The following is a 22,803-nucleotide window of genomic DNA, read 5'->3' on the forward strand; positions in this document are numbered from 1 at the left end:
TCAACCAGAAGTCGGAACCCGCTCAGGAGGCCCGCGCGTGGACCCGTCGTTCCCCCTCGTCCCGGGCGGCACGCACGCCCCGGAACCACGGCCCGCCGGGAACCTCGCCCGGCCGGGCGGCGCGGCCGCCCCCCTCCACCGGGCCGAGGCGATGCGGTTCGGCGGGCGGCCGCGGCAGGAGTACTGGGAGGCGATCGGCCCCCGGACGCGGCAGCGGCTGCACGAGCTGGCGGGCGGCGTCATCGACTGGTTCGCCGCCGCGGACGCGTCGGCGGCGGACGGGCGGCCGTACGGGGTCGTGTTCGGCGACCGCGGCCTCGCCATCGCCGAGCCGCGGATCGACACCGCGCACCGCCCCGTGTACGCGATCTCCGCCTTCGTCCTCGATCCCGGATCGCTGCGGCACGTCGCGATCGACCACCGGCCCCCGCCCGGGCCCGCCCCGTTCGCGCCCGCCGGCACGGCGGGAGCGGCCGGGCCGGACATCGGGCTGAGCCCCGCGGCGAAGGGCGTGCTCGGCAACCTGCCGCCGCGGGCGCAGGAGCTGCTCCAGACGCCGTTCACGCAGGGCCGGAGGCTGCTGTGCCATGACTGGTGGTACGAGGGGGCCGAGCACCGCCTCAGCGCGTTCATCCTGTTCCTGGCCGGCGCCAAGGACGTGACGGTGGCCGTCGGGACCAAGGACGTCCCGGTGGGGCACACGGACGCGACGGCCCACTGGTCGCTGACCTGCTACCGGGCCTCGGTGCAGCGGCGCATCGGGAAGTAGCGGTGCCGGCGGGGTTCACCGAACTCGATGGCCACGACGCGTACGAGATCCTCGGCGTGCGGCCGGACGCCTCGCCGGACGAGGTCCGGCGCGCCCACCGCGAGCTGATCCTGAGGCACCACCCGGATCGCGTCCTGGACCCCGCGGCCAAGGCGGCGGCGGAGCGGCGCACCCGCCTCCTGAACGCCGCGCGCGACGTCCTCAGCCGCCGCCGCGACGAGTACGACGCCTTCCTCCGGCCCCCGGACCCCGTACCGGACCACGCGCCCGCCTCCGCCGCCGGCGTCGTCGACGACCCCTGGGAGGCGGCCGAACCGGGCACGCCGCACAGCCCGGATCCGTGGGAGAGCGCCGTCCCGGGTTCGCCCCCGCCGCACCGGCCACCGCACCCGCCGCCGTACGCGCCCCCGCCGCCACCGCCCGACCCCGGCCCGCCGCCTCCGCCGCCTCAGCCGCCGCCCCGTGCAGCCGCGCGGCGGCCGCGCACGCTCATTCCGGGCAGGACGATCGCGTTCGGGTGCGGCCTGCTGTGGATGGCGGGATCCGTACTGGTGTTCTGGGTGGGGTTCCAGTCGGTGTCCGAGCCGGACGCTCTCGCCCCCGTCCCCGTTCCCGAGCGGTTCGCCGGCACCTGGAAGGGCAAGGTGAAGGACCGGGACGGGGACGAGTCGACCTGGCAGGTCGCGGTGACGCTGCGCGGCGGGACCGGCCCCGGCAAGGTCGACTACCGGAACGGCGAGTGCGTCGGCACCACCGTGCCCGTCTCGTACGAGTCCGGCGTCCTCACGCTCGACACGAGGTTCCCGGCCGGCGGCACGGCGTGCGACGTCGGTGACATCCGGCTCGAGAAGCCCGCCGACGGCAAGGTCCGGATCAGCTACCGCGGCAGGTCGGGCAAGGTCGAGACGTCCGGGACGCTCAAGCGCCGGAAGTGATCCGGGCGGTGCGGCCGGTGATGCGCCATGCTCGGTGCCATGCCAGACATGTCCGCATACCTCCTGCCGATGACGACCACCGACGACGAGCTGGACCGGGACGCCGCCGTGGCGGTGCTGCCGGTCGGGAGCTTCGAGCAGCACGGGCCGTTCCTCCCGCTGGCGACCGACACCGTCATCGCGTGCACGATCGCGCGGGAGATCGCCGCCGCCCATCCGGTGCTGGCGCTGCCGCCGGTGACGATCTCGTGCTCGCACGAGCACGCCGCCTGGCCGGGGACGGTCAGCGTCTCGGCGGCGACGCTGTACGCGGTCGTGCGGGACGTGGCCGAGTCGCTGCGCCGGTCCGGGATCGAGAAGCTGGTGCTGGTCAACGGGCACGGCGGCAACTACGTGCTCGGCAACGTCGTCCAGGAGGCGGGCGGGGACATGGCGCTGTTCCCCGCCGAGCCGGACTGGGAGGCGGCGCGGGCGGCGGCCGGACTGCGCAGCCCCGCCCTGGACGACATGCACGCCGGCGAGCTGGAGACCTCCATCCTGCTGCACGCGCACCCGAGCCTGGTGCGGCCGGGGTACGAGGCGGGCGACCACGACTCCGGCGACCGGCGGCACCTGCTCACGCTGGGGCTGGAGCCGTACACCGGCTCGGGCGTCGTCGGGCGGCCGTCACTGGCCTCGGCCGGCAAGGGCCGGGACCTTCTCGCCTCCCTGGTGGAGTCGTTCGGCGCGCATCTGCGGCTGCTCGATCCGTAGCCGCACCGGCGCCGGCCGCGGCCGGGCGGCCCGGCGGCGCAGGCGCAGGCGCAGCAGCAGCACGGCGGCGCCGGGCAGGCCGGCGACCAGCGTGAGGAGCCCGTACACGACGGCGACGGTGAGGCCCTGCGCGGCGCCCAGCCCGACGGCACCGAACGCCAGCGCCGTGGCGGCCTCGCGGGGCCCCCAGCCGCCGACGTTCACCGGCAGGCCCATCACCAGCAGCGCGAGGACGGCGAGCGGCACCAGGTCCGCGACGGGGGCGTGCGCGCCCGCCACGCGCGCGGCGACCAGGAACAGCGCGACGTAGCCCGCCAGCGCCGCCGCCGACATCAGCGCCAGGCCGGGCCAGGCGTCCCGGACGAGCCGCAGGTCGGCCGCGAGCGCGCGGAGCCGGCGGCGGAACGCCCACCCGGCGGCCGCGAGGACGGCGGCGAGGACCAGCACGGCGGCCGCCACGGCGCCCAGGGCGGGCAGCAGGACGGGCCGGGTGAGCAGCACCAGCAGCCCGGCGGCGACGATCACCACCTGGCCGGCGGCCCGTTCCAGGACGACCGCGCGGACGCCGCGGCCGACGTCCCCGGAGTCCCGGCCGTGGCTGACCGCGCGGTGCACGTCGCCGAGCACTCCGGCGGGCAGCACGGCGTTCAGGAAGGACGCCTGGTAGTAATCGCCGACGGCGGCGCCCACGGGGAGGCGCAGGCCGAGGCGGTGCGCCACCAGGCACCAGCGCCGGGCGTTGCAGAACGTCGTGAACAGGCCGATCGCGAGCGCGACGGCGACCGACTCCGCGGTGACGGCGCGCGCGGCGGCCACGAACGCGGCGGTGCTGTGCCACCACACCAGCCCGGCGAGCACGGCGACGGCGGCGAGCGTCCGCAGCCAGGGCCACAGCGACCGGGTCATGAGGTCGCCTCCGGAAGGACGAGCAGGTCGCGGTGGTGGACGACGGCGTGCAGTTCCCCCGCGGCGCACGCGTCGAGGCGCCGCCGCAGGTACGTCGCGGCGGGCAGGTCCGGCGACTGCTCGGCCGCCGCGCCGACCCAGCCGCGCAGCCACTCCGCGGTGAGCGCCGCCCGCTCGGGGCCGAGCCGCCACGGGCTCGGGCTGCTCCATACGGCCGCGCCGCGGCGCTCGAACGCGCGGGCGGCGGCGTCCGCGGCGGCGGGCCCGAGCCTGGACCCGCGCCGCTGGTGGGCGTTGAACGCGGCGGCGAACCCGGCGTCGAACGGGTCCGGCGGGCTCAGCTCGACCCGCCCGACCACCGTGAGCGCCAGCAGCGCCGGGCTGCCCGCGCCGGTGATCGCGGCGGCGAGGCGGTCCAGCTCGGCGCCGGTCAGCAGGTCGAGCAGCGCGGACGCGGTGACGAGCGAGGTGCCGGCCAGGTCGGCGGCGGTGAGGGACGCGATGTCGCCCTCCCGCGTCTCGGCGCCGGCGCCGGCGCTCGCGGCGGCGCGTTCGAGCAGCCCGGGATCGCGGTCGTGCAGGATCCAGCGCTGCGGGCCGGGCAGCCAGCCCGCCAGCCACCGGTGCATCGAGCCGGTCCCGCAGCCCAGGTCGCGGACGACGAGCGGCCCGGCCGCCCGCGCGGCGAGGCGGGCGCGCAGCGGGCCGAGCAGGTCCACGGCGCGGGCGGCGGCGTCGGCGGGCTCGCGCAGCGCCAGCCAGTCCGGGGAGAAGGTCCCGGGGGTGCTCACGGGGCCTCCCGGTCCAGGACGGCGGCGAGGTCGCGGGCGGTCTCGTCCCAGCTCCGCAGCGTGCCGCGGCGGCCGAGGGCGGCCGCGCGCAGCTCGCGCCGCAGGCCGGGGCCGGTGAGCCAGCGGCGCAGCGCGGCGGCGAGGGCGGCGACGTCCCCCGGCGGTACGAGCAGTCCCGGCACGCGGCCGCCGGGCGCCCGCCCCAGCGCCTCGGACACGCCGCCGGCGTCGGCCGCGAGGACGGGGATCCCGCGGGCGAGGGCCTCGGTCACGACCATCCCGTACGTCTCGGCGCGCGACGGCAGCACCAGCAGGTCGGCGCCCGCGTACGCGGCGTCCAGCCGGGCGCCGCGGCGGGGCCCGGCGAGCGAGATCCGGTCGTCCAGGCCGTGCCGCTCGACGAGCTTGCGGACCTGCGCCACGTGCGCGAGGTCGCGGCGCAGCGGCCCGACGCACTCGCACGTCCACGGCAGGTCCGCCAGCTCGCCGAGCGCCTGGACGAGCACGTCGTGGCCCTTGCGCGGCGTCACCGACGCCACGCACAGCAGCCGCGTGCCGTCGCCGGGCGGCGCCGCCCCGGCGGGGTCGGTGCCGGGCGCGGCGACGTGGACGCGGGCCGCGTCGAGCCCGTGGTGGTCGACCAGCCTGCGGGCGGCCCACGCGCTGGTGGCCACGACGGCCCCGGCCGCGTGCAGGGTGGCGCGTTCGGGCGCGTCCAGGCCGGCGGCGCCGGCGCCCTCGTCGGCCAGCGGCAGGTGGACGAGGACCGTGAGGCGCAGCCGGCCGGCGTGCGGGCCGACGACGTCCGGGACGCCGCAGGCGACGAGCCCGTCCAGCAGCACGCCGGCCGTGTCGGGCAGCCCGGCCAGGGCGCGCCCCAGCCGCTCGCGGGACGCGGCGTCCGGGCGCGGCCAGTCGCCGTGGATCGCGATCTCGTGGACGGGGCGGCGCCGCGCCAGTTCCTCGCACACCCGCCGGTCGTAGACGTTGCCGCCGCTCGGCACGGCCACCCGGTCGACGTCGCCCGGCATGACCACGTACACGGCGCTTCCCGGCGCGGGGTTCACAGGGCCAGCTCGTAACTCGCCCAGGCGACGTGCGACTCGTGCAGCGTCACGGTGATCCCGGCGAGGCCGCGCGCGCCCTCGCCGAGGTCGCCCGCCCGGACGCGCTCGGCGAGCCGATCGGCGATCTCCTTGGCCAGGAACTCGGTCGAGGTGTTGACCCCGGCGAACGCGGGCTCGTCGTCGAGGTTGCGGTAGTTGAACGCGCCCAGCACCGCGCCCAGCACGCCGGTGGCCAGCCCGATGTCGACCACGATGCCGTCGGCGTCCAGCTCGGCCCGGCGGAACGTGGCGTCCACCAGGAACGTGGCGCCGTGCAGGCGCTGGGCCGGTCCGAAGACCTCGCCGCGCAGGCTGTGCGCGACCATCAGGTGGTCACGAACGGTGACGCTGAACAAGGACGTCCTCCTCGTACTCGTAGACGACGCGGTGGCAGAGGGCGGGCAGGTCCCCGGACGCCAGCGGGGGCAGGACCCGGGGGAGCTCCTCGAAGGGGCTCTCCCCGGTGATCAGGACGTCGAAGGCGGGGTTCGCGAGCAGCCGGAGCGCCAGCTCCAGCCGGTCGGCGAAGCCGCGCCGCCCCCTCCTGGACGGCGCGACCGCCCCCACCTGGCTGCCGCGGATCGACAGCCGCCGGGAGTGGAACGACTCGCCGAGCGGGACGCTGACCGGGCGGTCCCCGTACCAGCTCAGCTCGATGACCTCGCCTTCGCGGGCGAGCAGTTCGAGGGACCGGGCGAGGCCGGCGGCGGTGGCGCTGGCGTGCACCACCAGGTCGCAGTCCCCGGCCGCCCGCTCCGGGGTGGCGAAGCCGACGCCGAGCGCCTCGGCGACGGCCGCGCGGCCCGGGTCCACGTCGACCAGCTCGACGCGGGCGCCCGGCAGCCCGGCGAGCACGCCCGCGACGCAGCAGCCGACCATGCCGCCGCCGACGACGGCGATCCGGTCGCCGACCAGCGGCGCCGCGTCCCACAGGGCGTTCACGGCGGTCTCGACGGTGCCCGCCAGGACGGCGCGCTCCGGCGGCACGCCGTCCGGTACGGGTGTCACGGCGTGCGCCGGGACGACGTACCGGGTCTGATGGGGGTACAGGCAGAACACGGGGCGGCCGCGCAGGTCCGCGGGGCCGTGCTCGACGACGCCCACGTTGAGGTAGCCGTACTTGACCGGCCCGGGGAACGAGCCGTCCTGGAAGGGGGCCCGCATGAGGTCGTACTGGCCGGCCGGGACGCCGCCGCGGAACACCAGCGCCTCGGTGCCGCGGCTGACGCCGGAGTACAGGGTCCGCACCAGGACGTCGTCCGGTCCCGGCTCCGGCAGCCGCACCGACCGGATCTCCCCTGCTCCCGGCGAACGCACCCAGAACGCCCGTGCCCTGCGCTCCACTTTTCCCGATCACCCCGTCCTTCCCGGCCCTGCTGAACGTTCCGCGGTCCCCGCCCCGTACGGCATCGCATGACGCACACGACGGGTACCCGGAGCCCGATGATCACGCTGCCCCCCGCCCGGCCGGCCCGACCGGCGCGGCCGGCCCGGCCGTACGCGACCGCGGGCCTGGAGGCGGCCGCCGCGGCGGGCGCCCAGCTCGCGCTGCTGGGCGCGCTCTGGGCGGGCGCGGGGCTCGGCGCCACGGCCTGGGCCGCCGGCGCCCTGCACGCGCTCGCGCTGGGGGCCATCCTCGCGGGCGCCGCGCGCCGCGCCGGCCGCGCCACGCTGGGTCCCGCCGACCGCGTCACCCTCGCCCGCGCCGTGCTCGCCGGCGGCGTGACGGCGCTGGTGGTGGACGCCCTGCTGGCGAGCGGGCCGGCAGCGGGTCCCGGCCCGGAACTGCTCACCGCGATCGCCGCCGCCGCGCTGCTGCTGGACGGCGTGGACGGCAAGGTCGCGCGCCGCACCGGGACGGTGTCCAGGTTCGGGGCGCGCTTCGACATGGAGGTCGACGCGTTCCTGATCCTGGTGCTGAGCGTCCACGTCGCCGCGTCCGCCGGGCTCTGGGTGCTGGCGATCGGCGCGATGCGGTACGCGTTCGTCGCGGCGTCCTGGGCCCTGCCCTGGCTGCGCGCCGGGCTCCCGCCGCGTGCCGCCCGCAAGGTCGTCGCCGCGCTCCAGGGCGTGCTGCTGGTCGCGGCCGGAACGCTCCCGCCCGCCGGCGCCGCGCTCACCGCCGCGGCCGCGCTGGCGCTGCTGGCGTGGTCGTTCGGCCGGGACGTCGCCTGGCTCCGCCGCAACGCCGGCCGGGACGCGGCCGGGACCGGGGCGGCCGCCGGCTGACGGCGGCGCCGCGCTCCGGCCGGACCGCGTTCCGGCCGGGCGCGGCGCGGCGGCGGGGCCGCGGGGCTCATCCGCTCGCCTCGCCGCAGCCGGCGGCCGGCAGCGCGCCGAGCTGGGGCAGGTCGTGCCCGAGCCGGTCGCGCTTGGCGGTCAGGTACCGGATGTTGTCGTCGCTGGCCGGGACGAGCAGCGGCACCCGCGAGGCCACCTTGATCCCGGCCGCCTGGAGCGCGTGCACCTTGTCGGGGTTGTTGGACAGCAGCCGGACCGAGCGGACGCCCAGGTGCTCCAGCACCCGGGCGGCCGGCCCGTAGTCGCGGACGTCGACCGGCAGCCCGAGGGCCGTCGCCGAGTCGACCGTGTCCAGGCCCTGCTCGTCCTGGAGGACGTGGGTCCGGACCTTCGCGACCAGCCCGATCCCGCGCCCCTCGTGGCCGCGCAGGTAGACCAGGACGCCGCCGCCCTCGCGGACGACGGCGTCCAGGGCCGCGCCGAGCTGGTCGCCGCACTCGCAGCGCGTCGCGCCGAAGATGTCCCCGGTCATGCACTCCGAGTGGACCCGGACGAGCACGTCCTCCCGCCCGCGGATCCGCCCGCGCACGAGCGCCATGTGCTCGTGCCCGTCCACCGGGTCCCGGAACGCGACGGCCCTGAACGTGCCGCGCCGCGTCACCAGGTCGGCCTCCGCGATGTCCTCCTCACCGATCCCGATCCCGATCCCGTCGCCGATTCCGTCGCCGTTGCCGATTCCGTTGCCAAGGCCGTGGTCGCGCATCTTCCCCCTCGTCACCATCGGTTCGTCACCCCTGGTACGTAGAGGTTCGCCCGTTCGGTTCCGTATCGGGAGAGATAATCGCGATCAGCGGCCCCGGCGAGGGCTACCCGACCCTGGCTCCGACGTGCAGGGCGAGCGCCGTCATGGCGGGGACGTCGGCCGTGAACGTCCCGTCGGCCCCGACCGTGACCGTGCGGGACGGGGCGCAGGTCCGGGCGGCCGGGTCGTACCCGCCGCGGATGACGTCGCAGTACGTCCCGGCGGGCAGCCGCGTCCGGTACGTGCGGTGCCAGCCGCTCGACTCGTCCCGGTTGATGACGACGTAGCCGCGGTCGCCCCGGCTGAAAGCGATCTTGTTTCCGGGGCCGCCCTCGGAGTGGTCGGTGTACCAGTCCTGCTCGGGCGCGTCATCGGCCTTGTCGACGGGGGCGCCGCCGACCGCGTTGCGGAAGCCGACCATGCCGGCCACCTCGGGATAGCGGTGCTCGCACACCCACTCCGTCCCGTTGCAGGCGACGTCCTTGGTGGTACCGCCGCCGTGGGCGGGCGGGCTGGTGTCGCGCTGGGTGAACGCGAAGCTCGACATCACCAGCGGCGTCCCGTAGTCCCACCCCAGCAGGAACACGTTGGCCAGCCGGTACGCGGCGCCGTTCTTGTACGTGAGGATCCGCCGCCCGGTGAGCGCGTCCCGCTGGGCGTCGTGGTTGTCGACCATCACGATCGCCCTGCCGCTCGGCTCCATGTCCTCGCCCCACCCGTTCGGGAACGCGTGCAGCTGGTGGAGCCGGTTGCCGGGGTCGGCGGCGCTCCAGAACTTCATCGAGACGAAGTTCATCGCCTGGATCTCCTTGAGGTCGCCGTTCGCCCGGTACTCGGCGGGCTTGACCGGCTCGCCCGCGCCGTACAGGACCTCCTGGTAGACGTACGGGTCGCGGGTCCCGGTCGCGGGGAAGGCGGGGTCGTCCGCGATCTGCTTGCGCATCTCGTCCAGGATCGCGGCGATGTCGGCGGCCGGCATGTGCTTGGCGGCGTCGATCCGGAAGCCGTCCACGCCGAGCGAGGCCAGGTCCTTCAGGTAGCGGCCGATGCGGGGGCGGACGTATCCGGCGTCCTCCGTCCTCAGGTCGGCCAGGCCGGCCAGCTCGCAGTTCTGCACCTCCCAGCGGTCGCCGTAGTTCGCGATGTCGCGGCGGCAGCCGTGGAAGTCGGCGCCGGAGAACGTGCCCGGGTAGTCGTACTTGCCGGAGAACGCCGTCCCGGCGCTGCCGCGCCCGCCCGACGCCTGCCCGGTCGCGTGGTTGACGACGGCGTCGGCGTAGATCTTCACGCCGGACGCGTGGCAGCGGGCGATCATGTCGCGGAAGGCGGTGACGTCGCCGCGGCGGGTGGTGAGCGTGGCGAAGTCCGGTCCCGGGTAGCCGACCGGCTGGTAGTCCTGCCACCACGGGTAGCCGCCCTGGCCCGCGTCCGGGAGCACGACGTGCTCCTGCGGCGGCGAGACCTGGACGGCGCCGAAGCCCTTGGGCCCGAGCACGGTCTCGCACTCCTTCGCCACGTCGGCCCACTTCCACTGGAAGAGCTGGACCATCACCGTCCTCGCGCCGGACGGCGCGGCCTGGGCGGGCGGGAGCGCGGCCTGTCCCAGGCCCGCGGTGGTGAGCGCGGCCACCGAAGCGGCGGCGATACGGCGTTTCCTCATCCTGTGCCTCCTGGCGGGGGGGTAGCGGGCAGCAGCGGGCATCAGTCCTGGACGAAGACGGCGGCGGTGCGTCCCGGGACGGTGAACGTCCCGGTGGCGCGGTCGAACGACGCTCCCCGGACGGCCGGGTCCGGCGAGCCCGCCTGAACGGGGTGGAGCCGCACGCCGGCGCCCTTGAGAGCGGGGAGCGCCTGGCTCCGCGGCCGCGGTTGGGCGTTGAGGACGACGGTCACGGACGTCCAGCGGGGGTCGAGGCCGCGCCCGTCCAGGTGGTACGTGATGACGCCCGGCGTCTCGCCCTCGCCGCTCAGCGGGAACGACAGCCGCCGCTGGACCTCCGCCGCGGTCGGCAACGCGAAGAGCGGGGACGACGCCCGGATGCGCATCAGCTCGCCCGCCCGGTCGCGGGCGGCGCCGATGTCGGCGCAGGAGGGCCGCAGGCCCGGGGAGGCGAGCAGCGGGCGCGCGTACGGCCACCTGTCGCGGTTGTCCCAGGCGGGCGGGAGCCCGGCGCCGAAGCCGTTGCCGAGGCGGCAGTCCCAGTGCAGCCGGTTGAACCAGTCGCCGGAGTCGTAGGAGTTGCGGTCCAGCGACTTGGAGCGGAGCCGTTCCGTTCCCGCGTGCAGGAACGGCGTCCCCTGCGACAGCAGCACGACCGACAGCGACAGCGCGTGCATGCGGACGCGGTCCGCCATGGGGGTGTCCGGGGGGAGCTTGTAGGCGAGGGCGTCGTACAGCGTCTCGTTGTCGTGCGCGTCCACGTACGTGACGGCCTCGCCGGGCGCGGCCGTGTAGCCGGTTGGGGCGCCGTTGTAGTCGATGTCGGCGCCGGTCACCGCACGGCCGTCCGACGCGGTGAAGCGGTAGCCCTTCAGGTTGCCCGCGAGCCCCACCTTGATCCGGTCGGCGGCGCGCAGCAGGCGGGCGCGCTGCTCGTCCGGCGTGCCGTTGGCCGGGGAGCCGTTGGGCGCGGTCCACAGCCCGGACCCGAAGCCCTGGACGCGCGGGTCGGCGTCGAACGGCCCGCCGCCGCGCACCGCGTCGCGCAGCCGGTCGTTGAACGTCGCGATCCCGGTCCCCGCCATCGCCGCCTGGGTGGCCTGCTCGAAGCGGGCGTGCCCGGCCACCTCGCCGAAGTCCCAGCCCTCCCCGTACAGGACGATCGCGCGGCCGTCCACGCCGTCGCGCCCGGGCGTGAGCCGGTCGAGCGCCGCGCGGACCCGCAGGATGTTCGCCTTCGGGTGGTGGCCCATCAGGTCGAACCGGAACCCGTCGACCTTGTACCGGCGCGCCCAGGTCACGACCGAGTCGACGACGAGCCGGTCCATCATCGCGTGCTCGGGCGCGGTGTTGGGGCAGCACGTGGAGGTGGCCACGGCGCCGTCCTCCAGGAGCCGGTGGTAGTAGCCCGGGACGATCCGGTCGAGGACGGACCGCGGGTCCTGCCCGGCCGCGAACGTGTGGTTGTAGACGACGTCCATCACGACCCGCAGCCCGGCCCGGTTGAGCCCGGCGACCATCCCGCGGAACTCCCGGATCCGGGCGGTGCCGCCGGGATCGGAGGCGTACGACCCCTCGGGCACGGTGTAGTGCAGCGGGTCGTAGCCCCAGTTGAACGCGTCCGACCCGCGCACGGCGGCCACGCACTCCTGCTGCCTCTCGGAGTCGGCGGGAAGGGACGCCAGGTCGCAGCCGGGTTCCCGCTGGTCGCTCCGCCGTTCGGGCGCGGACCCGAAGTCGGACGCGGGCAGCAGGTGCACGTGGGACATACCGTCCCGAGCCAGCCCGCGCAGCGCGCGCATCCCGTCCGACCACTCCAGGCCGAACGCGCCGTACGTGCCCCGCAGCTCCTCCGGAACGCTCCGGTCGGAGGCCGAGAAGTCCCGGACGTGCAGCTCGTAGATCGACGGCCGCGTCCGGGGACGGGGCTTGCGCAAGGACGTCCACCGCGCCGGCGCCAGCCCCGGGTCGTCCAGATCGACGAGCAGGCTCCGCTCCGAATCGGCGGTGAGCCCCAGGCTGTAGGGATCGGTCACCACGTTGGTCACCACGCGGCCGGCGGCGGGCGCGTACACCGTCACGCGGTACGCGTACGGCAGGTCCTTCCACGCCGGCGCGCCGCGGATCGTCCAGACGCCCGAGGCGTCGTCGCGGCGCATCGGCAGGACGCGGCCGTCCAGGTCCAGCGCGACGTCGCGCGCGGTCGGCGCCCAGACCGACAGCTCCGGCGCGCCGTCCCGCCACACCGGCCCCAGGCCCGCCCGGGTGGCGGCGCTCGCGTACACGTCGTCGAGCACGCCCGGGACCTGCACGCCGGTGGCCCTGACCAGGCGCCCGCCCGCGTCCCGCTCGACCGCGGCGAGCCGCCCGCGCAGCGCCTCGCCGGCGAGCCCGGCGTCGCGCGGATCGACCCGGTACGCGGCGTACGCCGCCAGGTGCGGCCACTTCGCCCGCTGCCCCGCCGCGAGGCCGCCGTCCACCGGCGACAGCCGCAGGACGCGCCGCTCCCCCGCCAGGTCGCCGTCCTCGACGCGCAGGTCGCCGCCCGGCGCGGTGACCAGCTCGTACCGGTGGCCGCCGGCCGGCGGGACGTTCCACGCCAGCGTCGCGCGGTCGATCCAGTGCGCCCGCGAGCGGGCCAGGTCGGTGTCCATGCCGTCCTTCGTTCCCGCGAGGGCGGCGGCGGGAGCGAGGAGGAGCGCGGCGGCCGCCGCCAGCGTGGCGGCGAGCCGGGCGAGAGCAGGTCTGTCCATGGCGTGCGGACCTCCCGTGTTGCCGGGAAGTTACAAAGAACCCGCAAGCCTTGCAATACTCCAGCAAGAAATTGCAGCTAAGACGCCGCCTCGACGGCCGACATTCCATCCCTTCCGCCCCACATCACCCATCATAGTGCCGCCGGTAACAGATCGGGCACGATCATGCAGAAAGTTTCTGCAAGGGATTTACGACCTTGCAAACCCCGGCTAGCGTCCCGGCCCACGAGGACGAGACCGGGGGCCGAACACGGTCCCCACTCCCCGAGGAGGGACGAACATGCGGCGCACACCCCTGGCCGGCGCGCTGACCGGCCTGGCGCTCGCGCTCTCACTGGCCGCGTGCGGCGGCGACGGCGGCGGTTCGCCGGGCGGCGACGCCGCGGCGGGCTCGGAGCTCACCGGGCGCGGGCCGATCACGCTGGCGACCGGCAAGGACCGGTCCGGCAACATGCAGAAGATGATCGACGCCTGGAACAAGGCGCACCCGAACGAGCAGGCCCGGGTCGTCGAGCTGCCGGACGAGCCGAACGACCAGCGGCAGCAGATGATCCAGAACGCCACGACCAAGTCGGACGCGTACACGATCCTGAACCTCGACGTCGTCTGGACCGCCGAGTTCGCCGCCAACCGCTGGCTCGTGGAACTGCCCAAGGCCGGCCCGAACGCGGTCGACACGAGCGTCCTGCTGCCCGCGACCGTCACCACCGGCGAGTACCGCGGCAAGCTGTACGCGGTGCCGCTGACCTCCGACTCCGGCCTCCTCTACTACCGGTCCGACCTGCTGGCGAAGGCGGGGATCAAGGAGCCGCCGAAGACCTGGCAGGAGATGTGGGCGGCCTGCGACAAGGTGAAGGCGCTGCCCGAGGGCAAGGGCGTGGACTGCTACCTGACCGAGGTCGGCAAGACCGAGGGCCTCACCGTGTCCACCGCCGAGGCGATCAACAGTGCGGGCGGCACCATCGTGGGCGCCGACGGCAAGCCGACCGTGAACACCCCGCAGGCCAAGACCGGCGTGGACTTCCTCGCGCGGGCCGTCAAGGACGGCCGGATGCCCAAGGCCGCGCTGACGCTGGACGGCGAGGGCGGCCGCCGCCACTTCCAGGCCGGGAAGCTGCTGTTCCACCGGCAGTGGCCGTACCAGTACGAGCTGGCGAACAAGAAGGACGGCTCGTCCAAGGTGGCCGGGAGGTTCCACGTCGCGCCGATCCCCGGCCCGAACGGCCCCGGCGCCGCCAACCTCGGCGGCCACAACTACGCGATCTCCGCGTTCGCGAAGAACAAGGCGACCGCGCTCGACTTCATCAAGTACATGGCCGACGGCGCGCAGCAGAAGGCCAACCTGCTCGCCACCTCGCAGGCGCCGACCGTCGCCGCGCTCTACACCGACCCCGAGATCGTGAAGAAGTACCCGTTCATGCCGACGCTCAAGGCGGCGATCGAGAACGCGAAGTCGCGCCCGGCGGCCGTCAAGTACGGCGACGTCACCGCGGCCGTCCAGGGCGCGGTGTACGACACGCTCGGCGGCAGGACCCCCACCGACCAGGCCCTGAGCGACCTCCAGGGCAAGCTCGGCGCGCTGACCACGACGCCGTAGGAACCGGACACCGCCCGCCGCCGTGGCGGGACGGCGACGTTCGAGAGAGATGAGGCAGATGGCCACCACGTTCGACGAGAGGCGGGCGGCGGGCGCGGAGCCCGGCGCACCGGCGAAGAAGGGGCGCGGCGGGAAGCCCGGGAAGGACGTGTCGGGGTCGCGGCGGCTGGCCGCGCTCCTGCTGTCCCCCACCCTGCTGGTGCTGGCGCTCGTCGTCGGCTACCCGGTGATCGCGGGCTTCCGCGAGTCGCTGTTCACCAAGGGGCAGGGCCTGGACGCCGACGGCTTCGTGATCGAGGGCGAGCGGTTCGCCGGGCTGGACAACTACACCGCGATCTTCGCCGGGGACGGCGCCGGCGCTTTCTGGAACGCCTTCGGCAACACCACGTTCTTCACCGTCACCACCGTGACGCTGGAGACGGTCATCGGCGTCGCCATGGCGCTGATCATGCACTGGGCGTTCCGCGGCCGCGGCATCGTCCGGGCCGGCGTGCTGGTGCCATGGGCGATCCCCACCGCGATCTCCGGGCTGCTGTGGCGGTGGATCTTCCAGGCGGACGGCGCGTTCAACGCGGTCATCCGGCACCAGGTGCTCTGGACCGCCGACGGCTTCGAGTCCAAGCTCGCGGTCGTGATCGCCGAGGTGTGGAAGACCTCGCCGTTCATCGGGCTGCTGGTGCTGGCCGGGCTCCAGCTCATCCCGCGCGAGGTGTACGAGGCCGCCAAGGTGGACGGCGCCGGCGCGGTCCAGCAGTTCTTCCGCGTCACGCTGCCGCTGGTCAAGCCCGCGCTGCTGGTCGCCGTGCTGTTCCGGATGCTGGACGTGCTGCGCATGTTCGACCTGCCGGCCGTGCTGATCGGCGTCAACAAGAAGTCGGTCGAGACGCTGACGATGATCTCCTGGTTCGAGGCGAACAACCTGCGCTACGGCTCGGCCGCCGCGTACGCCACCGTCCTGTTCGCCTACATCGCGGTGATCTCGTACCTGTTCGTCAGGCTGCTCGGCGCCGACATCATCGGCGAGGCCCGCGAGACGGTGAAGGCGGGCCGCGGCAGGACCGCCCCGAGGAAGAGGAGGGTGCGCGCATGAGCGCCGTCGCCGCCGGGGCCCGCAAGGTCCTGCCGTACGTGGGCATCGCCGCCGTGGTGCTCTACTGCCTGGCCCCCTTCTACTGGATGATCGTGTCGGCGTTCCGGCGCCCGCAGGACCAGTTCGACAACTCGATCGTCCCGGTGCGCTGGTCGCTGGAGAACTTCGCCGCCGTGTTCGGCGGCGGCAACGGCTTCGGCCGGGCACTGGTCAACAGCTTCGTGGTCGCCGGGATCACCACCGTGCTGACGCTGGTCGTCGGGGTGTTCACCGCGTACGCGCTGGCGCGGCTGACGTTCCCGTTCAAGAACGCGGTGCTCGGGATCATCATCGGCACCACCATGTTCCCGGGAATCTCGCAGCTCATCCCGTTGCTGGAACTGTTCACGGACATCGGGTGGATCAACACCTACCAGGCGATGATCCTGCCCAGCCTCGGCTTCGCGCTGCCGCTGACGGTGTGGCTGCTGACCGCCTTCTTCCGGCAGCTGCCGTTCGAGCTGGAGCAGGCCGCGATGGTGGACGGCTGCACCCGCGGCCAGGCGTTCCGCAAGGTCGTGGTGCCGCTGGCGGCGCCCGGGGTGTTCACGACGGCGATCCTGACGTTCATCGCCGCGTGGAACGAGTTCATCATCGCGCTCTCGGTGGTCAACAAGAAGGAGATGCAGACCGCCACGGTCGCGATCTCCAAGTTCACCGGCGTGTCCGGTTTCGACCAGCCGTTCGGCACCCAGATGGCGGCCGGCGTGATCGTCACCGTGCCGCTGGTCGTGGTGGTGCTGATCTTCCAGCGCCGGATCGTGGCGGGTCTCACCGCGGGGGGAGTCAAGTAACGGCCGCTCCCGACGCAGACTGGGGGGCGGAGACATCAGCGCCCCCGCACGCGCTCCGAACGAACACACGTCAAGGCAACCCGACAAGGACACCATGACGCAGCACACCATCGACGTCACCCCCGCCCCCCAGGCCACCGTCGCCGGGTGGTGGCGTGACGCGGTCATCTACCAGGTGTACGTCCGCAGCTTCGCCGACTCGAACGGAGACGGGATCGGCGACCTCGCGGGCGTCCGCGAACGGCTTCCCCACCTCGCCGAGCTGGGCGTGGACGCGCTCTGGCTGACACCGTTCTACACCTCCCCCATGGCCGACTTCGGATACGACGTGGCCGACTACCGCGACGTCGACCCGATCTTCGGTGACCTGGACGACGCCCGCGCGCTGATCCGCGACGCGCACGACCGCGGGCTGCGGATCATCGTGGACGTCGTCCCGAACCACACCTCCGACCGGCACGCCTGGTTCCAGGAGGCCCTGGCCGCCGAACCGGGCGGCGCCGCGCGGGCCCGCTACATCTTCCGCGAGGGCCGCGGCGAGGACGGCTCGCGGCCGCCCAACGACTGGGAGTCGGTCTTCGGCGGCCCCGCCTGGACGCGGGTCCCCGACGGCCAGTGGTACCTGCACCTGTTCGCGCCCGAGCAGCCCGACCTGAACTGGGAGAACCCGGAGGTCCACGCCGAGTTCGAGGACGTCCTGAGGTTCTGGCTCGACCTGGGCGTGGACGGCTTCCGCGTCGACGTCGCGCACGGCATGGTCAAGGCCGCGGGGCTGCCCGACGCGGGCTTCGGCGACCAGGTCACGATGCTGGGCCGCACCGTGCTGCCGTACTTCGACCAGGACGGCGTCCACGCGATCCACCGTTCCTGGCGGCGGCTGCTCGACTCCTACGGCGGCGAGCGCATCGCGGTCGCCGAGGCGTGGGCGCCGAACGCCGAGCGGCTCTCGCTGTACGTGCGCCCGGACGAGCTGCACCAGGCGTTCAACTTCCACTACCTGACCGTCGGCTGGGACCCGCGCGAGAAGCGCGACGTCATCGACGAGTCGCTCCGCACCGCGGGCCAGGTCGGCGCGCCCACCACCTGGGTGCTGTCCAACCACGACGTCAAGCGGCACGTCACCCGGTACGGCGGCGGCGAGGTCGGGCTGCGCCGGGGCCGCGCGGCCGCGCTGCTGATGCTGGCGCTGCCCGGCTCGGCCTACATCTACCAGGGCGAGGAGCTGGGCCTGTCGGAGGTGCTGGACCTGCCCGAGGAGTTCCTCCAGGACCCGCAGCGCGCCCGCGACCCCGAGTCCGGCCGCGACGGGTGCCGCGTGCCGCTCCCCTGGTCGGGCGACGCGCCGCCGTTCGGCTTCGGCCCCGGCGAGGCGAGCTGGCTGCCGATCCCGCCGCACTGGGCGGACCTGACGGTCGAGCGCCAGTCCGCCGACCCGGACTCGATGCTGTCGCTGTACCGTGCCGCGCTGCGGCTGCGGCGCGAGCACCCCGCGCTCGGCGACGGAACGCTCCGCTGGCTCGTCGGCCCGCCCGGCACGCTGGTCTTCTCGCGCGAGGCCGCGCCCGGCTCCGGCGCCGCCGCGGCCGGCGCCCGGCTCACCTGCGCGGTGAACCTCGGCGACCGCACGGCGCGGATCCCGGCATACGGCCGGCCGCTGCTCGCCAGCGGCCCGATCCGTCCCGACGGCGACTGCATCGTCCTCCCCCCGGACACCGCCGTATGGTGCGATGTCACGACCGGCGGCGAGCCTGGCAAGGACCGATAGATTGTGGCCATGACGATGCGCCTGGCCGACATCGCTGCCCATGCGGGAGTCAGCGAGGCGACAGTGAGCCGCGTGCTCAACGGGAAGCCGGGCGTGGCCGCCGCGACCCGCCAGGCCGTGCTCAGCGCGCTGGACGTGCTGGGGTACGAGCGGCCGGCGCGGCTGCGGCAGCAGCGGGCCGGGCTGATCGGGCTGATCGTGCCGGAGCTGATCAACCCGATCTTCCCGGCGTTCGCGCAGGTCATCGAGAACGCGCTGGCGCTGGCGGGGTACACGGCGGTGCTGTGCACCCAGTCCCCCGGCGGGATCACCGAGGACGACTACACCGAGCTGCTGCTGGAGCGCGGCGTCTCGGGGATCATCTTCGTGAACGGGCTGCACGCCGACTCGCGCTCCGACCGCGCCCGCTACGTCCGGCTGATCGACCGCGGGCTGCCGATCGTGCTGGTGAACGGGTACCGGCCGGACATCGAGGCGCCGTACATCTCCAACGACGACACCGCGTCGCTGGAGATGGCGGTGGCCCATCTGGCCTCTCTCGGCCACCGGCGGATCGGGCTGGCGATGGGGCAGGGCCGGTTCGTGCCGTCGATCCGCAAGACCGAGGGGTTCCGGCGCGGGATGGCCGAGCACCTCGGGACCACGGACGTCGACGAGCTGGTCGCCAACACGGTGTTCACGGTGGAGGGCGGGCAGGCCGCGGCGCAGCAGCTGCTGGACCGGGGCTGCACCGCCATCTGCTGCGGCAGCGACATCCTCGCGATCGGCGTGATCCGGGGCGCGCGGCAGCGGCATCTGCGGGTGCCCGAGGACGTGTCGGTGGTGGGGTTCGACGACTCGCTGATGACGCCGTACCTGGACCCGCCGCTCACGACCGTGCGCCAGCCCGTCCGGGAGATGGGGCTCGCGGCGGTGAGCACGCTGCTGGAGGAGATCGGCGGCACCCGGTCGTCCAGTACCGAGCTGCTGTACCGGCCCGAGCTGGTGGTGCGCCGCTCGACGGCGCCGGCGGCGCCGCCGCTGTCGATCGCGGCCGAGGGATGAGCCGCCGCCCGGCCCCGGGTCGCGGGTCCGGGCACGGGCATGTGGCGGAGGGGCGCGGGTGCCGGCCCGCGCCCCTCCGCTCCCGGCCCCCGGGAACGACCTGGCACGGCGCGAGGGAGGTACGGCCCGGCCCGCCAGGTCCACGACGGGAGCGCCCCGTGCCACACCCAGACCTTGGGAGCGCTCCCACACCCCAGCCTCGCGGCCGCCGCGCGGTCTGTCAACATGGCCCATGGCCCGTCCGCGGGTGCCGGGTAACGGTTGTGTTGCGGGCCATTGACAATCACATGTCCGGCCGTCTTTCATCCGTGGGAGCGCTCCCACATCAGTGATGGCCGCCACCCTCCCCCCGGTCGGTGCGGGCATCCGAGCCATCCCCCCACCCACCCGCACGACCTGAGAGGGGTCGGAATGAGGGTCACCAAGCGACGCGGCCGCAGGCCGGCAGCACGGACCGTGGCCGCGCTGCTGGCCGGGGTCCTCGCGGCCACCGGACTCGCCGCCTGCGGCGGCGACGACGGCGAGAGCGGCTCCGGGCCGATCGAGCTGACCGTCGACATCTTCGGCGAGTTCGGCTACGACCAGCTCTACAAGCAGTACGAGGCGTCCCACCCGAACATCAAGATCAAGCAGCGCAAGGTCTCCAGCCTGGACGACTACAAGCCGCGGATCCAGCAGTGGATGTCCACCAACAGCGGGGCCGGCGACGTGGTCGCGCTGGAGGAGGGCATCCTGCCCGTCTACATGCAGCAGCCCGGCAAGTTCGTGAACCTCTTCGACCATGGCGGCCGCGAGCTCCAGGGCAACTTCCTGCCGTGGAAGTGGCAGATGGGCCTCACCCCGGACGGCAAGCAGCTGATCGGGCTCGGCTCCGACATCGGCCCGCTCGGCATGTGCTACCGCAAGGACCTGTTCAAGAAGGCCGGGCTGCCGACCGAGCGCGACGAGGTCTCCAAGCTCTGGCCGACCTGGGACGCGTTCCTGAAGACCGGCCAGGACTTCATGGGCAAGGTGCCCGACACCAAGTGGCTGGACGGGCCGACCGCGATCTTCCGCGCCACCGTGCTGCAGAACGCCGGCGCGGGCCCCGGCTACAGCTTCTTCGACAAGAACAACAACCTGGTGTTCGACACCAACCCCGCGGTGAAGCAGGCGTTCGACACCTCGCTGAAGTTCTCCCAGAACAAGATGACGTCGGACATGGCGATCTTCACCCCGCCGTGGCAGACCGCGCTCAAGCGCGACACCTTCGCCGCCGTGCCGTGCCCGTCCTGGATGCTCGGCGGCATCGAGGAGTTCTCCGGCGACTACGGCAAGGGCAAGTGGGAGGTCGCCGCGGTCCCCGGCGGCAGCGGCTACTGGGGCGGCTCGTGGCTGGCGGTGCCCAAGCAGTCCAAGCACCAGAAGGAGGCCGCCGAGCTGGCCAAGTTCCTGACCTCGCCGCAGGGCCAGGTCGGTGCGTACAAGGACAAGAACACCTTCCCGTCGTCGCCGCAGGCCGCCAAGGACCCGGCGGTGGGCGACTCCAAGAGCGAGTACTTCAGCAACGCTCCGGTCGGCAAGATCTTCGGTGACATGGCCGCGCAGGTGAAGCCGGTGCACCTCGGCCCGAAGAACGAGGACGTCCGGCTCGCGGTCGAGAACGTCCTGATCGCGGTGGGCCAGGGCAAGGTCAAGCCCGAGGAGGCCTGGACGAAGGCGGTCGAGGAGGCCAAGAAGGCCGCCAGGTAACGCCCGCTTCCCGGCCGCGGCGCGCTCGCCGTACCCCGAGCGCGCCGCGGTCCGGTGAACGGCCCCTGCTCCCCCTCCTCCCCCTCGCCGCTCCCGCACCGCTGACTCCTCGCACTCCTCCGGAAGGAGGCGCATGACCATCGACGTCCGACCCGAGACCGGGGCCGCGGCGCCGTCCCCGGCCCCCGGCCCCCGCAAGCCGGGGTGGCGGGCCCGGCTCGCCCGGCTCGACCTGCGGGCCTCGCCCTACCTGTTCATCTCGCCGTTCTACCTGGTCTTCATCGTCTTCGGGCTGTTCCCGCTGCTGTTCACCCTGTGGGTGTCGCTGCACGACTGGGGGCTGGCCTCGGGGACGCGCGAGTTCGTCGGCCTGGAGAACTTCGAGTACCTGCTGACCGACGCCGACTTCTGGCACGCCACGGTCAACACGATCGGGATCTTCGTCGTCGCGACCGTCCCGCAGCTGCTGCTCGCGCTGTTCCTGGCCAACACGCTGGCCCGGCGGATGCGCGGCAGCACGTTCTGGCGCATCGGCATGGTCGCCCCGCTGGTCACCTCGACCGCCGCGGTCGCGATCGTGTTCACCCAGATGTTCGACCGCGACTACGGCATGATCAATTGGGTGCTCGGGCTGGTCGGCGCCGGCGACATCGACTGGCAGGCGAGCCGCGGCTGGTCCTGGATCGCGGTCGCGGCCATGGTCAACTGGCGCTGGATCGGCTACAACGCGCTGATCTACCTGGCCGCGATGCAGGCGATCCCCAAGGACCTGTACGAGGCGGCGGCGATCGACGGCGCGTCCCGGATGCGGCAGTTCTGGCAGATCACCGTGCCGATGCTGCAGCCGACGATCATCTTCACCGTCATCATCTCCACGATCGGCGGGCTGCAGCTGTTCACCGAGCCGGTGCTGTTCGGCATCGGCACCAGCAACAAGATGGACGGCGGCTCGCTGCACCAGTTCCAGACGATCACGATGTACATGTTCGACAACGCCTTCACCGACGACCGCTACGGCTACGGCGCGACGGTGGCCTGGGCGCTGTTCCTGCTGATCATCGTGTTCTCCCTGCTCAACTTCCTGTTCGTGCGGCGCACGGGAGGCGCGAAATGACGCTTGTGACCCCGGCGCGCGGCCGGACCGGCAAGCAGGCCCGGCAGCCCGGCCGGCTGCGCGGGCTCTGGGAGGCCAGCCCGCTGACGTACCTGACGCTGGTCGTGGCGCTGGTGCTGTCGATCTTCCCGATCTACTGGATGATCGTGGTGGCCACCCGGACCAACGCCTCGGTGTCGGACGTGCCGCCGCCGCTGCTCCCCGGCGGCAACATCGGCGACAACGTGGGCCGGCTGTTCGACAACCCGGACGCCTACTTCGCCCAGGGCCTGCTGAACTCGGCGATCGCCTCGTCGGTCGTCACGGTCTCGACGGTCTTCTTCGCCTCGCTGGCCGGCTTCGCGTTCGCCAAGCTGCGCTTCCGCGGCAAGAACGCGCTGCTGCTGACGATCATCGCGACGATGATGATCCCGGTGCAGATGGGCATCATCCCGCTCTACATGATCATGGTGGAGATCGGCTGGCAGAACCGGCTCCAGGCGGTGATCGTGCCGTTCCTGGTGACCGGGTTCGGCGTCTTCATGATGCGGCAGTACGCGGCGCAGGCCGTCCCGGACGAGCTGATCGAGGCGGCCCGCGTCGACGGCTGCACCACGTTCGGCATCTACTGGCGGGTCGTGCTGCCGGCGCTGCGGCCGGCCGCGGGCGTGCTCGGCCTCTTCACGTTCATGCAGACCTGGAACGAGTACATGTGGCCGCTGGCGGTGCTGACCCCCGACAACCCCACGGTGCAGTTGTCGATCAACAACCTGGCCAACGCCTACTTCAAGGACTACACGCTCATGTTCGCCGGGACGACGGTGGCGATCCTGCCGCTGCTCGTGGTGTTCATCGTGTTCGGCCGCCAGATCATCGGCGGAATCATGGAAGGTGCGATCAAGGCTTGACTTCTCTCCCAGCTGGAGCAGGGGGA

The 22,803-nt window shown here is 73.7% G+C and carries 20 protein-coding genes; 12 read left to right on the forward strand and 8 right to left on the reverse strand.

The window, feature by feature from the left end; translation table 11 throughout:
* Positions 1-37 precede the first annotated feature (37 nt).
* From ACA361_RS11375 to ACA361_RS11385, 3 genes are read left to right on the forward strand one after another with little or no spacing between them, the layout of a single operon-like run.
* The gene (locus tag ACA361_RS11375) at positions 38-769 is read left to right on the forward strand and encodes a hypothetical protein (RefSeq protein WP_375011819.1); all 732 of its coding nucleotides are present in this window, start codon (positions 38-40) and stop codon (positions 767-769) included.
* A gap of 2 nt (positions 770-771) precedes the next feature.
* On the forward strand, positions 772-1,704 hold the full coding sequence (locus ACA361_RS11380; protein WP_375011820.1) for a J domain-containing protein: 933 nt from the start codon (positions 772-774) through the stop codon (positions 1,702-1,704).
* Between the two features lie 39 nt (positions 1,705-1,743).
* A complete protein-coding gene (locus tag ACA361_RS11385; protein WP_375011821.1) occupies positions 1,744-2,457 on the forward strand; it encodes a creatininase family protein in 714 nt (237 codons plus the stop codon).
* On the opposite strand, the gene ACA361_RS11390 is transcribed toward ACA361_RS11385, so the two are convergent.
* Genes ACA361_RS11390 through ACA361_RS11410 form a run of 5 tightly spaced genes read right to left on the reverse strand, consistent with a single transcriptional unit; the run spans position 2,371 to position 6,604 of the window.
* Positions 2,371-3,363: a lysylphosphatidylglycerol synthase transmembrane domain-containing protein gene (locus tag ACA361_RS11390; RefSeq protein WP_375011822.1), complete on the reverse strand. Its 993-nt coding sequence runs from the start codon at positions 3,361-3,363 to the stop codon at positions 2,371-2,373. The two genes, ACA361_RS11385 and ACA361_RS11390, sit on opposite strands and share 87 nt — an antisense overlap.
* Positions 3,360-4,154, reverse strand: a complete 795-nt coding sequence (locus tag ACA361_RS11395; protein WP_375011823.1) for a methyltransferase domain-containing protein — start codon at positions 4,152-4,154, stop codon at positions 3,360-3,362. Before ACA361_RS11395 ends, ACA361_RS11390 begins: the two co-directional genes overlap by 4 nt.
* Positions 4,151-5,221 (reverse strand): glycosyltransferase family 4 protein, encoded by a 1,071-nt coding sequence (locus ACA361_RS11400; protein ID WP_375011824.1) that lies wholly within the window; start codon positions 5,219-5,221, stop codon positions 4,151-4,153. The genes ACA361_RS11395 and ACA361_RS11400 overlap by 4 nt, the downstream gene beginning before the upstream one ends.
* A complete protein-coding gene (locus ACA361_RS11405) occupies positions 5,218-5,616 on the reverse strand; it encodes a 6-pyruvoyl tetrahydropterin synthase family protein (RefSeq protein WP_375011825.1) in 399 nt (132 codons plus the stop codon). The genes ACA361_RS11400 and ACA361_RS11405 overlap by 4 nt, the downstream gene beginning before the upstream one ends.
* Positions 5,594-6,604 (reverse strand): zinc-binding alcohol dehydrogenase, encoded by a 1,011-nt coding sequence (locus ACA361_RS11410; protein WP_375011826.1) that lies wholly within the window; start codon positions 6,602-6,604, stop codon positions 5,594-5,596. The genes ACA361_RS11405 and ACA361_RS11410 overlap by 23 nt, the downstream gene beginning before the upstream one ends.
* Positions 6,605-6,703: 99 nt before the next feature.
* Here ACA361_RS11410 and ACA361_RS11415 point away from each other — a divergent pair, with 99 nt between their 5' ends.
* Complete coding sequence (locus tag ACA361_RS11415) at positions 6,704-7,489, forward strand: CDP-alcohol phosphatidyltransferase family protein (RefSeq protein WP_375011827.1); 786 nt, start codon at positions 6,704-6,706, stop codon at positions 7,487-7,489.
* 67 nt (positions 7,490-7,556) lie between these two features.
* On the opposite strand, the gene ribA is transcribed toward ACA361_RS11415, so the two are convergent.
* From ribA to pulA, 3 genes are all read right to left on the reverse strand, one after another.
* The gene (gene ribA / locus ACA361_RS11420; protein WP_375011828.1) at positions 7,557-8,282 is read right to left on the reverse strand and encodes a GTP cyclohydrolase II; all 726 of its coding nucleotides are present in this window, start codon (positions 8,280-8,282) and stop codon (positions 7,557-7,559) included.
* Positions 8,283-8,367: 85 nt separating this feature from the next.
* Positions 8,368-9,963: an alpha-amylase family protein gene (locus ACA361_RS11425; protein WP_375011829.1), complete on the reverse strand. Its 1,596-nt coding sequence runs from the start codon at positions 9,961-9,963 to the stop codon at positions 8,368-8,370.
* A gap of 41 nt (positions 9,964-10,004) precedes the next feature.
* Positions 10,005-12,716, reverse strand: coding sequence for a pullulanase-type alpha-1,6-glucosidase (gene pulA, locus ACA361_RS11430; protein ID WP_375011830.1), 2,712 nt, complete (start codon positions 12,714-12,716; stop codon positions 10,005-10,007).
* Positions 12,717-12,996: 280 nt separating this feature from the next.
* On the opposite strand from pulA, the gene ACA361_RS11435 reads away from it, so the two are divergent.
* The 8 genes from ACA361_RS11435 (at position 12,997) to ACA361_RS11470 (ending at position 22,777) form a co-directional block, all read left to right on the forward strand.
* Positions 12,997-14,313, forward strand: a complete 1,317-nt coding sequence (locus tag ACA361_RS11435; RefSeq protein ID WP_375011831.1) for an ABC transporter substrate-binding protein — start codon at positions 12,997-12,999, stop codon at positions 14,311-14,313.
* Positions 14,314-14,362: 49 nt separating this feature from the next.
* The gene (locus ACA361_RS11440) at positions 14,363-15,403 is read left to right on the forward strand and encodes a carbohydrate ABC transporter permease (protein ID WP_375011832.1); all 1,041 of its coding nucleotides are present in this window, start codon (positions 14,363-14,365) and stop codon (positions 15,401-15,403) included.
* Positions 15,400-16,236: a carbohydrate ABC transporter permease gene (locus ACA361_RS11445; protein WP_375011833.1), complete on the forward strand. Its 837-nt coding sequence runs from the start codon at positions 15,400-15,402 to the stop codon at positions 16,234-16,236. The genes ACA361_RS11440 and ACA361_RS11445 overlap by 4 nt, the downstream gene beginning before the upstream one ends.
* 94 nt (positions 16,237-16,330) lie before the next feature.
* Positions 16,331-18,001 (forward strand): glycoside hydrolase family 13 protein, encoded by a 1,671-nt coding sequence (locus ACA361_RS11450; protein WP_375011834.1) that lies wholly within the window; start codon positions 16,331-16,333, stop codon positions 17,999-18,001.
* A gap of 9 nt (positions 18,002-18,010) precedes the next feature.
* On the forward strand, positions 18,011-19,045 hold the full coding sequence (locus tag ACA361_RS11455) for a LacI family DNA-binding transcriptional regulator (RefSeq protein ID WP_375011835.1): 1,035 nt from the start codon (positions 18,011-18,013) through the stop codon (positions 19,043-19,045).
* A gap of 411 nt (positions 19,046-19,456) precedes the next feature.
* Positions 19,457-20,776: an ABC transporter substrate-binding protein gene (locus ACA361_RS11460; RefSeq protein ID WP_375011836.1), complete on the forward strand. Its 1,320-nt coding sequence runs from the start codon at positions 19,457-19,459 to the stop codon at positions 20,774-20,776.
* 133 nt (positions 20,777-20,909) lie between these two features.
* On the forward strand, positions 20,910-21,890 hold the full coding sequence (locus ACA361_RS11465) for a carbohydrate ABC transporter permease (protein ID WP_375011837.1): 981 nt from the start codon (positions 20,910-20,912) through the stop codon (positions 21,888-21,890).
* Positions 21,887-22,777 (forward strand): carbohydrate ABC transporter permease, encoded by an 891-nt coding sequence (locus tag ACA361_RS11470; protein ID WP_375011838.1) that lies wholly within the window; start codon positions 21,887-21,889, stop codon positions 22,775-22,777. Before ACA361_RS11465 ends, ACA361_RS11470 begins: the two co-directional genes overlap by 4 nt.
* The last annotated feature ends 26 nt before the right edge of the window (positions 22,778-22,803 follow it).

The sequence above is a fragment of the Actinomadura sp. 21ATH genome, assembly GCF_041951345.1.
In the GTDB taxonomy this organism is placed as follows: Bacteria; Actinomycetota; Actinomycetes; order Streptosporangiales; family Streptosporangiaceae; genus Spirillospora.